The organism is Bacteroidales bacterium (assembly GCA_035299085.1).
Classification (GTDB): domain Bacteria; phylum Bacteroidota; class Bacteroidia; order Bacteroidales; family UBA10428; genus UBA5072.
Map to the genome: position 1 here is coordinate 70,067 of DATGXG010000057.1, position 13,562 is coordinate 83,628.

8 protein-coding genes are annotated in these 13,562 nt (G+C 42.8%); 5 read left to right on the plus strand and 3 right to left on the minus strand.

What is annotated here, in order from left to right; genetic code table 11:
- Positions 1 to 34: 34 nt before the first annotated feature.
- Positions 35 to 1,171, minus strand: coding sequence for an MFS transporter (locus VK179_19200; protein HLO60886.1), 1,137 nt, complete (start codon positions 1,169 to 1,171; stop codon positions 35 to 37).
- Positions 1,172 to 1,469: 298 nt separating this feature from the next.
- On the opposite strand from VK179_19200, the gene VK179_19205 reads away from it, so the two are divergent.
- Positions 1,470 to 1,919, plus strand: a complete 450-nt coding sequence (locus VK179_19205; GenBank protein ID HLO60887.1) for a four helix bundle protein — start codon at positions 1,470 to 1,472, stop codon at positions 1,917 to 1,919.
- Here VK179_19205 and VK179_19210 read toward each other — a convergent pair.
- Complete coding sequence (locus tag VK179_19210) at positions 1,883 to 4,561, minus strand: CehA/McbA family metallohydrolase (GenBank protein ID HLO60888.1); 2,679 nt, start codon at positions 4,559 to 4,561, stop codon at positions 1,883 to 1,885. The two genes, VK179_19205 and VK179_19210, sit on opposite strands and share 37 nt — an antisense overlap.
- 9 nt (positions 4,562 to 4,570) lie before the next feature.
- Positions 4,571 to 6,181, minus strand: coding sequence for a hypothetical protein (locus tag VK179_19215; GenBank protein HLO60889.1), 1,611 nt, complete (start codon positions 6,179 to 6,181; stop codon positions 4,571 to 4,573).
- A gap of 179 nt (positions 6,182 to 6,360) precedes the next feature.
- Between VK179_19215 and VK179_19220 the strand changes: the two genes are divergently transcribed.
- The 4 genes from VK179_19220 (at position 6,361) to VK179_19235 (ending at position 13,545) form a co-directional block, all read left to right on the plus strand.
- Positions 6,361 to 8,709 carry a TonB-dependent receptor gene (locus tag VK179_19220; GenBank protein HLO60890.1) on the plus strand — a complete coding sequence of 783 codons (2,349 nt, stop codon included), beginning with the start codon at positions 6,361 to 6,363 and terminating at the stop codon, positions 8,707 to 8,709.
- An 11-nt stretch (positions 8,710 to 8,720) separates the two neighbouring features.
- On the plus strand, positions 8,721 to 9,602 hold the full coding sequence (locus VK179_19225) for a DUF4249 family protein (protein HLO60891.1): 882 nt from the start codon (positions 8,721 to 8,723) through the stop codon (positions 9,600 to 9,602).
- A gap of 142 nt (positions 9,603 to 9,744) precedes the next feature.
- Positions 9,745 to 10,815, plus strand: coding sequence for an amidohydrolase family protein (locus tag VK179_19230; protein HLO60892.1), 1,071 nt, complete (start codon positions 9,745 to 9,747; stop codon positions 10,813 to 10,815).
- Between the two features lie 6 nt (positions 10,816 to 10,821).
- On the plus strand, positions 10,822 to 13,545 hold the full coding sequence (locus tag VK179_19235; protein HLO60893.1) for a hypothetical protein: 2,724 nt from the start codon (positions 10,822 to 10,824) through the stop codon (positions 13,543 to 13,545).
- The last annotated feature ends 17 nt before the right edge of the window (positions 13,546 to 13,562 follow it).

A 13,562-nucleotide genomic window follows, 5' to 3' on the forward strand; every position in this document is an offset into this window, starting at 1 on the left:
ATCGTAAATCGCAAATCGTAAATCGTAACCGGTTTTATTTTCTGAAGAAAGTAAGGATAAAAGCCAGTGTTATAAAACATGACAACACTATGAAACTGAGATGAAGCGACTGCAGTTCGGCAACGAAGCCCAGGGCAGCAGGTCCCATCAGAAAACCCACATTCGCTGTTGCAGCTATAAAGGCCACTCCGTCTGCTGTTCGTATTCCTTTTATGTTTGAAGCAAGCCGGTATACTTCAGGCACAATGATTGAAAAGCCGAGTCCAATAACAAAAAATCCGGGATAGGTTGAAAGCGGCGATGCCAAAAGCACAAGCATGAATCCTATCAGGCTGGTTCCAATGGCTATCCGCAGCAATTTCCATGATCCAAGCCTGCGGCTCAGGGTGTCCCCGGTGAATCGTCCGATGGCCATTCCAAGTGAAAATAGTGAATAACCAAGTCCGATATACTGGATTTTCATTTGCACGATCTTCTTGAGATAAAGCGCACTCCAGTCGGCAATGGCACCTTCGGAGATCATCATGATAATGGCTATGGATGAAATTCCCAGAAGTGGTTTAATAGGGAATTTCTGATGTTTTTGTTTCTCGAATTTTTCAGTTCTGATATGGAAATATTCCTTTTTAAGCCAAAGCTGGATGATAAATAGCGTAGAAACCAGTAAAGCCAGGTGAAGCAAAGGCCGGTGAAGCAAACCGGCTATGAAGCTTCCGGTAGATGAGCCAATCATACCTCCGAGGCTCCAGAACCCATGACTTCCGGTCATAATGTAGGTTCCCGATTGCCGCTCTATAATTGCTGTAAGTGAATTGAGAGAAATGGCGAAAACAGAGCTCATCATTCCGAAGAAATAGAGTGCTGCACACAAAAAGCCGTAGGTTGGGGCCAGGAACATACCAAATATTGCTGTTGCATAACCTGTAAAACCAATGAAAGCCTGGCGGCCGACACCCAGCCTGTCAGTGAGCCAGCGACTTATCGGGAGCATGCTCAGCGAACCGAAGGCCATGAAAAAGATAGCCCCGCCGATTTTCCCTTCGGTGATGTTCAGGCGGTCTGCCGTGTAAGGTATATACGTTACCCAGGTGCTGAAAACAAGACTGAAACACGAATACAAAAATGCAGGAGCGAAATATTTGCGTTTAGTGAAAGTTTTAAGCGAAAGCATGATACAAAAAGATTGCTGCAAAACTAGCAAAATTTCAGATGCTTCCTTGAAGTCACTAAGGTCCCTATTGTCCCTAGCGTCCCTAAAGTCACTGAGATTAACAAATAATATGAGTATTAAAAAAAACTATTTAAGAATTTAGTATATTATTCATACAGGCTTTGATGATTTAATAATCAAATTCAAGAGAAATCGCGAACAGGGACGATAGGGACGTTAGAGACAATAGGGACGCTAGTGATGATACACATAGTAATGTGACAACAATCAATTTCAAACACCAAATAATATCTAAGTTATGGCTCAATATAACACAGAACCCGTAAAATTCATCCCCAGGCATGGAGGGTATGAAAAACTGATTTCTTATCAGAAAGCCGAAATCATTTACGATGGTACAATATATTTCACTAAAAGATTTGTCTCAAAGTCCGACCGTACATCTGATCAAATGGTTCAGGCTGCAAGAAGCGGTAAGCAGAATATCGTTGAAGCCAGTATGGCATCAGCGATGTCAAAGCAAACTGAAATTTTTCTGACAAATGTTGCGCGTTCATCACTTGAAGAACTTAAGAAAGACTACAATGACTTTTTACGAACCAATAAATTGAAGGCCTGGACAGCAGATCACAATCAGGGAACGCATGTTGAAAGCCCGATTGGAACAACGGAAGAACAATCAGTAAAGAATATGCATCGTCCCTATCGTCCCTATCGTCCCTTTGCCTCAAAAGCAATTTTCCTGTAAATGTCTTCAGCTTTTTTATACCGTGCCCTTACTACTTCAATATCCTCCCTGAAATACTTCCTCCAGGGCCCACCGTCCCTGATGTTCTTACTTATATTGTCAATCCATGCCACAAAATATTCTGCATCACCGGCACTGGCTCTCACCGGTTTATTGCCAACAGTGATGTAAACAGGCGCTGTGTGCGACTGGTGTCCCTTTTCGTTCATTCTTCTCGCACATATCCAGCTGCTCTGATCAACAGGCAAATCGGCGGTAAGGATTGCCGGGTTTCCGGGACCGGCTGAAGCATTTTGCCGGGCAACAATTTTACCATTGCATACCAGCTCAATACTTCCATTCTGGTTTTCAACCGATGTCCATGTTACCTTAACCTGCAGATTTTTTTCTGAATTTAAGTGTATTTCATCACCAGGTGTCGCAGAATCACCAACGTTCAAATCCAGGAATTCTTTGTGGCCGTTTGTTGTAACTACTGTACGTCCATTCTTTATACCGTGGATCCATCCTGAATAAGTCAGCGGTTCTTTTACCTGTACATAAGTGAGCAGGGATCCCAACGGTGCCGCGTTGTTGCAGGGGAAATCGGTTCCGGCACACCATCCGGGCCTGAAACCGCAATTGAGTATTCTATAATATGCATTGATGGCAGCATCATTGAGCCATACATCCTCAGCGAGAAAATCAACGGTTCCAAAGGCAATTTCCACCGGGAAATCAATGGGAATACAGCATGTCAGTTCGTTTTGTATGGGATCATTCAGATATTGCATATGGCAAAATCCCTGGACGGCGTTTTGTTTACGTCCCCATTCAAGGATGTTATAGGTCGATTCTTTCCACATAGGATGGGCTTCCTTAAGTCCCAGTAAAACCAGGTGGCCTCCCAGCGCCTTGTTTTCAAAAGTAACCCCCGCAGGGTCAAAGTGCCATTCCGCATCGTAATGAATGATCCTGCCCGGTTCGGATTGTGGCAGGTCAGCACCGTTCACTTTTCCCGGGTCGGTTTTGCTATCCTTCACTTCACCATTGCCGATATCGGCAAGCAGTGTGACAACTGCCAGGTTATTCACTTCCATCATGTTGTGGAGGCTGTCTTCAGTCCATATAGCCGTTGCATCGCCGCAGTTCCTGTGTACATGCATATCACCGGCATACCAGTCATCCGGTTCGGGTTTTAAATGAGAAATTGGTTTTGTAGGGGTTGAATATGTTATGGTGAAGACCGATTCGCCCGGAATGGTTGCCTGCCATCCTTCCCCTGTTGGCTGAAGTTCGGATTCCTTTAAGTTGTACTGTGCATTGGTAAGGTACAACCTCATTTTACCCCGGACTATTACATCAGATTGATTCCCCAATATTCTCGTTTCATTCCCGGTTTTATTATAGCCCACGATCACAACTCGGCCATCCGGGTTTAAATAGGCATAAACGATAAGGTCATTATTACTTACGGACGCTCCTATCCGAATGGCCCCCGGCCTTATATATCTGAACAACTGTGCAAATTCATAAAACTGTTTTCGCGGAGTCCAGCTCCCGGTTGACTTATCATAGGCAATCAGTGGTTTTCCCTTTTCTCCTTCCCAGAAAACCCAGTCATTAGGCGGCTCGTTTCCATATCCGTTACGGCGGGCATGCTGGTAATCGCAATCAAATCCATCCCAGAAAATTTGCGAGGATGCATCATCATCCAGTTGTCCAGCCAGGTTTTTTATTCCTGCCGTTTCAGTAACCCAATAGGTTTTCACAGGATTCTTTTCATCACTTATTTTATCCAGGTAGTTCCGGGCATCCTTGCCATATTGATGCACACCCCAGTGCGCGATCTTATTCATCACAACAGGGTCCTTAATAATTTCATCAAAACAGGCATTGAATAACTGGTCACCTGCAGCATCGGGTGTTACAAACCGGATATCATTCAGACCAATCTTATCAAGCTTCTCAGCAAGTTTGTGCAGGATCCGGGCATACTGGACAGGATCCGGCATATTGGGCCCTTCCACGATGCCATCGGGATGTTCGGGACCCTTTGTGCCTGAAACAATATCGGTTTCATTCATGGGTGAAACCAGGGTGAATTTTATTTTCTCCGTATTCTTTGCGTAATACAACAGGGCGGCAATCGATTCAACAAATTCATCTTCCATGGAAGCATCCACGGTATGATTTGTATTTCCCATCCAGCTTTTTTTCGCATTGGGTGCGGTTAATGGTGCAGGTGACGAAGGCGCTCCCATAAAACTGATCATCAGTTTATCGGTGATACCCCTTTGATTAAGGTAGTGTAATGTGTTCCAGACTCCATTGAATCTCGGGCTTGTAAAAACTCTGTTGAAATAATCCCAATTGAAATGGCGGGCATCATTATCGTCATTTACGGTTTCCCAGTCCATTTCTTCGATTACCACCCTGAATATTGTTGCACCCAATGAATCGATAAGCAAATCAATGGCGGGTTTTACAACGTCTGAATTCCTGTATTCACCATCCAGCCACCATGCCGCATTAATATTTACTCCGAAGCCGTCTATTTCCTGGTATCTGATACCTGCATCCACCTTTATTGCTGACTGACTGAAGGACTGGGAAATACATGATCCGAGCGCCAGTAGTAAGAGTATACCGTATATTTTCATATAAAAAGTTTAATGGGTGATGATTATCTTTCCGCCTGCAGTATGATGAATGATGACTGAATAATCTCCTTTCTTAAGTGATTTGATGTCATATGAATTTTCAGAGCTTTTCCCATTGATGATTGATTTTCCATCGATCGTGATGCTACCGGGTTTGAATGATAAGCGCAGGTATTCGGATCCTTTCGAAACTGAATTGTACCGGATTTTTAACGGGCTATAATCCACATTTTTCAATATGCCTTCGGAATAAAGGATATGATCTTCTCCCGGTGGCGCCAGCTCGGGCATAGCGGCAAATACATGGTAAAACATCCTCGGACATTCACCGTAACAATCAGACCACCAACTGTTGATCCCTTTGCTTACCGGGCTTTCGAAAGCCAAACCGGTTGAGTCATTGCAGTAGGTTACCCAGTTTAGTGAACGATACGCCTTTTCCCTGTACGATTCATCACCTGAAATGCCGTACCAGCGTGCGCATGCCGCAGCGTAGCGTGCTGTCTGGTAATCCATTTTATAAATAAAAGAATCCTGTTCTCCCACAATATTTGCACCCCACATGGTGGATGGTTCCCCGGGTGCAGTGCGGAATACAAACAAGTCTTCTGTCCATTTTATGAGTTTTGGAATGTCTGATTTCCACTCCGGGTCCAAATCGGGATAATCGAAGAGGGCAAGTGTCATGTTGCTGGCACTGAGATTACTTTTATATGTATTCAGTTTAACATCGGTATCTGAATGCCCATCGGTCCAGTAGCCATTTTTCACCGGGTAATTGAGTAAAAATCCCCGGATCTTATCGCTGGCATCTTTAAAAGACTTCACATCCCCGCTATTATCGCGAATGAGGTGTTCAAATAGCATATAGCATCCGGTCCAGTTTGCACCATAGGGTGCGGTTATCTTTCCATCATTCATTGTAACGCGGTATGGCAGAACAGAACTTTCACCGTTGCCTTCTTTTATATGTGATGCAAGAACATTGGCCACATTCAGTGCTGCCTTCCTGTATTTTTCGTCACCACTGTACAGGTACATCCGGTAAAAAGCAAGTCCCATTTCACCTGCATGATCCAGCTGTATCTCATGCAATGCAAATCGCCCGGCTGATGTAAAGCCCCTGAAGACAGTGTCGCCTGCATTGGTTGTTGTATAGGGGAAACCAGGCCATGAAAATGTGGAATCACTCATTCCATGTTTCAAAACATAATCCATAAAATCACGAATCAGTGCCATCACGCTTTCATCACCGGTATAGGCGTAATATAACCGGGCATTCTCAAACCAGTTGGGTATTTTCTCTCCCACATCATTCATCCAGGTATCCGGTTCCAGTTCACCCTCGTTGTTTTTAAAAGCGCAATAAAAATAATATTGCGGATACTGGGATCTCGGCTCCGGACCGGGAGAAAGGGGTACATCATTTTTTATGAAGTTCCAACGGGTGCGTAAAAAATGATCATATGCCATGCCCTGCGGTTCATACCAGGGGAGAAGTTTTCCTTCCGCATCAAGTACAACCCGGTGATTGCAGAACAGGGTTTTTGTGATCACCTTATCGTTTTTATCACAGCATATATGGAGCAGTAAAGCCAGGAAAATGAGCGTTAAGCGCATCGGAAAGCAAGTTTTATAAAGTGAATTTAATTCATTTCACCATACAAAATGCCTGGTGAATCACTAAGACCTTAATATCTTTGCACTTTTGTACTGAATTTTTTGAATCGAGGCAACTTAGTTTAAAAAGTTTTGTCATTAGTTGTATTTAATAAACACCAAACTACAGTAAACTCTCTATGAACCTGAAATTGCTACTATTTGCGTTATGTATAGTAACGTTTAACAAAAACCTCACTAAAGCCGGAGATAATGATCCGCTTCGCTATACCCTGAGCGGTTACATCAAAGATGCCGAGAACGGTGAAGTCCTGATCGGTGCAACCGTATATGTCCAGGAACTGAAATCGGGGGTCTCTTCCAATGCCTACGGATTCTATTCGCTCCGACTACCTGCCGGACAATACACGGTCACTTACAGCTATATCGGATATGAGGCACAGACTAAAAAAATCGAACTGAATTCCGATTTTACATCTACCATTGAAATGGCACTTGAGCAAAAGAACATTGGCGAAGTTGTAATCAAAGGGGAACGGGTGGATGCCAATGTGAAAAAACCCGAAATGAGCGTTGCCAAACTGGATATGATAACCATCAAGAAGATACCGGCCCTGATGGGTGAGGTTGACCTGATCAAGGTGATTCAGATGCTTCCCGGTGTTTTGCCGACAAGCGAAGGCACCTCGGGCTTCAGTGTAAGAGGCGGCGGAAATGATCAGAACCTGGTGATCCTCGATGAAGCTACCGTATATAACGCTTCTCACCTCATGGGTTTCTTTTCGGTTTTTAATAATGATGCCATTCGTGATGTAAAACTCTATAAAGGCGATATGCCCGCAAATTTCGGGGGGAGGCTTTCTTCTGTGCTTGATGTAAGGATGAAGGAAGGAAATAATAAAAGAATTACCGCAACAGGCGGTATCGGATTAATTTCAAGCCGGCTCACCGTGGAAGGCCCTATCGGAAGCGAGAAAACATCATTCCTCATTTCGGCCCGCCGTTCTTATGCCGACTTGTTTTTCGCCCTGTCAACCGATTCGGGACTCCGAAAAAGCAAAATGTATTTTTATGACCTGAACCTTAAGGTAAATCATCAGCTGAATGAAAATAACAGGTTCTATCTTTCAGCATACCTGGGCAGGGATAAATTCGGGCAGGAAGGGTTATCGGATTTCGGATTCGGCAATCAGACCGTAACGCTCAGGTGGAACCACCTTTTTTCAAAGCAGCTGTTCTCCAACTTCACTGCAATACGGGCTAAGTATGATTACGGTTTATCGGCCGATCAGGCCAGTTTTAAGTATAAATGGACTTCCGGTTTACTTGATTATACAGTAAAACTGGATTTCAACTATTTTCCAAGTCCTGATAACGAAATAAAATTCGGCGTATCATCCACCTATCATGATATAAAACCTTGTGATGCCTGGATGGAAAGTGAAGGCAGCAAAATTACGGTTCCCTTTTCAAAAAATTATGAATTGGAATATGCTATTTATATTTCAAACCAGCAAAAGATAGGTGACGATCTTACTCTCAAATACGGCCTGCGCTATACCATATTCCAAAACATGGGTAAGGCCACCATTTACAAATTCAACACGGATTATAGTGTTTCGGATACGCTGTCATACAGCAGTGGCAAAATATTCCATACATACCATGGTTTTGAACCCCGGTTCGGGCTGAACTATGTCGTAAACGACAAATCATCGGTTAAGGCAAGCTATTCACGAACCATACAATACATGCAGCTGGCATCCAATTCGAATGGCGGAATGCCGCTTGATGTATGGTTTCCCGCAAGTCCCAATGTAAAACCCCAGAAAGCTGACCAGTTCTCAATAGGCTATTTTAGGAATTTCATGGATAATAATATTGAAACTTCGGTTGAAGCCTTCTACAAGAAAATGTACAATGTGGTGGACTTTAAGGATCATGCCGAATTGCTGATGAACCCGAGGATCGAGGGAGAAATCCGGACCGGAAAGGCTGAAGCTTACGGAGTTGAGTTTCTTGTAAGAAAAAATGAAGGTAAGTTCAGCGGATGGGTAAGCTACACCCTTTCAAAAGCCACGCGCACAATTAAAGAGATTAATGACGGAAAGACTTACAATTCGCCATACGACAAACCCCATACGGTAAATGTGATATTGAATTACCAGCTTTCAGAAAGGTCACAATTCTCCGCTGCCTGGATATATGCCACCGGGTCGCCAATGACAGCGCCTGTAGGCAGTTTTGAATACGGAAATACAATTAATAAAATTTATGCCGAACGCAATGGTTACCGAATGAGGGATTACCACAGGCTTGACCTTTCTTATACATTAACCGGTAAGGTAAAACCCGGCAGATTCTGGCAGGGAGAATGGAACTTTTCAATGTACAACGTGTATGGACGGCATAACGATTGGATCATCAACTTTGAACAGGATGAAAAGAATCCTTCCAAAGTGGTTGCCACAAGGTATTATCTTCCCTTTGTTTTCTTCCCGAGTGTTACCTATAATTTCAAATTTTAATGAATCACCCCATGAAAAGGCACAGTTTAATTTATCATATTTCCACTTTCGCTGTAATCATTTCAGTTGTTGTTGCCTGTACAGAAAAGGCAGAATTTCCGCTTGAAAGCACCTATGTGCGTCTTGTCGTGGATGGTGAAATCAATACCGATACAACCGTTCACCGTGTGAAGTTAAGCTGTTCAGGCGATGCACTGAATGAACATCCGGGAAATAAGATTTCCGGAGCAATCGTATCGATTTATGACGGATCAAACAATTTCAGTTTGCATGAAAACCCTGAAACCCCTGGTGTGTATGAAACAGACTCCACCGTGTATGGCGTTCCCGGGAAAACATACACATTACAGATTTCGAATGTAGACATTGACGGGGATGGCAATAATGAAGAATACTCAGCCAGTTCGTATTTACCATTGATAAATCCCATTGATTCAATCAAGGTGAGCTACCAGCAGCTTGGGCCTCAGTATAAAGGATGGATTATTAATATGTATGCCCAGGAAATAGGGGGCGGCAGGAATTTCTACCTCGTGAAAGCCTGGAAAAACAATGTGCTGCTTACCGATAGTGCCTATGAATGTGCCAGTTTTGCTGATAATACGGGTTTTGAAGGAAGTTATTACAATGGATTTTCAGTATATTACCTGAACTACAACAAACTTGACGAGCGTTTGGTGGACGGGGATGTGGTAACACTTGAAATGGATGGAATAACCCAGCAATACAAAGATTTTCTTGTCGGCTTCATTTCAGAATACCAGCCAAAGGTGCCGATTTTCAGCGGTCCCTCTGCCAATATTCCCACCAATATTGAACCACATGATAAGGCAGTGGGCTTCTTCACTGCCTATTGCGCAATGAGGAAGAGCAGGGTTTACAGAGGGGAATGACGCTCCGCTGTTTGAAAGCTACGCTGTTTGATGCTTCGCTGTTTGAACGCTTCGCTGTTTGAAGAAGAGTTTGAAGAAGAAGTTTGAAGTTTTGCACTTTCAAAATTTTCTACTACCTTGCTTATACCCAAAGCTATGAGCAATGATTTACAATTGTCACATTCACACCTTCCTTGAGAAAGACATTCCACGCCGTTATCTGCCTCTGGGACTTGTAAGAATTTTATCCACCACACCAGGTTTTCAGACAATAGGCTTCCTGCTTAACGTCCTGAATCCAATAACAAGTAACGACCAGCTTAAACGATACAAAAAGATCGTTGAAATAGGCCGTTACAAAAGCCAGAAGGAAATCTTTGAGGAATGCAGGAAATTTTACCCTGAAAATTCCAGGTTTGTGGTGGTATCCATGGACATGGAATATATGAATGCAGGTAAGGTACCCCGTAAGTACAAAGACCAGTTAAAAGAACTTGCGGAACTTCAAAAGATGTATCCCGAAATTGTTCTGCCTTTCGTACACCTTGATCCAAGGCGCCCGGGAATGATGGATATCCTTAAGCAATGTATGGAAGAATGGGATTTTAAGGGAATTAAAATCTACCCGTCAGTTGGCTATTTTCCCTATGATGCAAGGTTAAAGCCGGTGTATCAGTATGCGGAAAAGTTTGACGTTCCCATAATCTCTCATTGCAGTCCGTATAATCCCACATACAACCGGAGTTGGCCTTATGAAATCAAGGCCATGCTTTCGGATTCAAAAATTCCGCTCGACCGCGACACCTGTAACCGCAAGAGGTTATGTTCGAATTTTGCAAACCCGTTGAATTTTCCTTTTGTAATGGATGAGTTTAAAAAGCTGAGGATCTGCCTGGCCCATTTCGGATCGGAGTATTACTGGGACCAGTTCCTTGATCATCCGGAGGACAAAGACAGTTGGTTTACGATCATTAAAGACATGATGGCAAAATATAAGAATCTGTACTCCGATGTCTCTTATACGCTGAATAATCAGCAATACTTTCCGTTACTGAAAGTCCTGATGAGCGATCCCGAAATCAACAGCCAGATTTTATTCGGATCGGACTATTACATGGTTGAAAACAAAGCCACCGAACGCCGCTTCAGTATTGACCTCCGGGGCTACCTGGGTGAAGACATTTTCAGAAAAATTGCGTTTGAGAACCCAAAGAAATTTCTAGGAATCAATTAATTAACAATGAAACTTATTTCAGTTTTTTGGCTGACATTCTTTGCAATTGTTTGCGATTTCTCACAACCCGGGCTAAAAGCACAGGAAAACACAATGCAGAAAAACATTTACAAAGATTCTGCCACCATGTTGAACCGGAAAAATATTATTAACGGTAAGAATCTTACCCATGATCAGTTTAACCGGGGACATTATAACAATGTTTTTGAACAAATTCAGGGTCGAATGGCGGGTTTGTCCGTTTCAAAGCCAGGCAGCAATCCCAATGGATTTTACGAGCTGCGAATGCGGGGTCTCCGCACATTGAGCGGGAACACTGAACCGACCATAATCATTGACGGAATGATTGATGCCTATACTGAAAACCTGGATATTTTCGATATAGAGTCAATCAGGCTGATTAGCGATGCTTCTGAAACATCGGCATATGGATACATGGGAGGCAATGGTTTGATTGTCATCGAAACAAAATCAGGAGCAAAAGGCAAGCCTTCACTTGATTATTCGACACAGGTAACATTGGAAAAAGTGGCCGGAAAATCTCTTTTTATGGATGCCGGAGAATGGCGGTCGCTTTCGGATAAACTGGGTTTTGGTACTGATTTTTCTGAAAACACCGATTGGCCTGGTGAAATCACACGCACTGCCTTCAGTCAGGTGCACAACCTCTCATTAAGCGGAGGAGGCAGACTGTCAACTTACAGGGCATCGGTAAGCTACAGGGGAGGGGATGGTATTCTTCTAAATTCCGGTTATTCGCAAATCAACGGGAGGTTTGGTTTTACCCAAAAAGCCTTTAAAGAAAAACTTACAGCCGGTCTGAACCTGGCAGGCACTCAAAGAAAATCTCATTTCAGCTTTTCCGATGCCTTTAAATATGCTCTTATCTCAAACCCGACAACACCTGTAAGAAGCAATGACCCATTGTTTGATATGTACAAAGGATACTTCAATCAGTCTCTTTTTGATTATTACAATCCTGTAGAAATAATTGAACTGAACAGGAATGAAGGGCTTACATCGATTTTAAATCTGAATGCACGCCTCACGTACACCATCGTAAAGAATTTTAGTGTCAGTGCTTTTTATGCCATTCAAGACTTCAACACAACCGGCATACAATATTTTGATCCGCATTCCATGTGGGGAGGATTTAACCGGCATGGACTGGCACAACGACAGGAAAACAGCAGCTTAAACCATCAATTCACACTAAAGTTGGACTATTCTCATTATCTTAGAGATAGCAGACTATTTCTTAATGCAGGTTATGAGAACCGGAAATGTAAAGCAGATGGACATTCTGCCGCTAAGGGAGAAATTGAGGTAACCGATCTTTCGTTCAGAAATTTATTTAAACAGATCGGTTTCAAATCTTTAAATGAACCTACATTCTACCAGAGCAGCTATATAATGACAGGATTTTTTGCCAATGCAGGAATTGAAAATGAGTTATGGTTTTTCAGGGTTAACGGCATCTATCATGGTTCATCCATTTTACCCCGTAATAAATGGTCGTTCTATGGCGGAGCATCTGCAGGTCTTAATCTTGCCCGGGTAATAAATCCGGCAGCAGAACAAAAGCTGATTCTTCGAACAGGTATTGGAACCACCGGGAATCTTTTACCTGTCAGTTATCTATCTTATTACAGAACAGGAACCGATAAGAATTTACTTTATAATGGCTATTTTGTAAATGAACATCTGACCGGTTTTACAAAGGTTGATTTAAAAAGCGAGGCCATTACCGAGTTTAACGCAGGCATTGATTTCTCAATTTTAAAAGAGTTATTTTCCGGATCATTTACTTTTTATTCTGCAACCACAAAGGGCACCATTGCAACCGTTGAGGTTCCCGTGCCCCCCAATATCAGTTCGCCTGTATATATGAACATTGGAAAAGTAAAGGATACCGGACTTGAATTTGTGCTTGGCAACAAGATAATTTCATCCGGATGGTCAAACTCGTTACTTGTTACTGCATCATACAGTCTTGTAAATAAACCGGTGTCTCTTACATCAGGTACAAATTCCTATGGGATTAAGGATTTAGGAAGGCTGGGTTCACCGGGTAATTACTATGTACCTTTGGTGAGGGTTTCAGAAGATAAACCTTTCGGTCAGCTTCTCGCCCTGGAGTTTGATAGAATTGATGAAGCCGGAAATCTTATCTTAAAAGATCAACCGGGGACTTCTGAAGGAATCGATCAATCGGATCGTATTATAACAGGTAATGGCCTTCCGAAATTCATTCTTGGTTTACAGGAGAGTTTTAATTTGAAAAATTGGGATTTACAGCTTTTTATACGGGGAGTCTTCGGGCACAGTATGGTGAATTTGTATCGTGCTTTCTATGAAACTCCGCAATATCTGTCTTTCTATAATCTTACCAGAAGTGCAAAAGAGCTAAAAAATCCTTCCGGAGCCTATATGACTTCATCATCAATTCTCACAAGCAGTCATACAGAAAAGGCGTCATTCCTTTCACTTGACAATGTCAGTATTGGGTACACTTGTGATTTAAGCCAGGCAAAACATATTAAAAGTGTAAGGCTCTTTTTGGCCGGGAACAATCTGTTTTATATAACCGGGTATAAAGGAATGGATCCAAATCCCCGGTATGGCGATAGTTATGATTATTCCTACAATACGCTGATTCCGGGGATTGAAAGAACGAATACATGGTTCAGGACAAGGTCGTTCACACTTGGTGCCGGCATTACTTTTTAGGAAATTATTCTCATTGA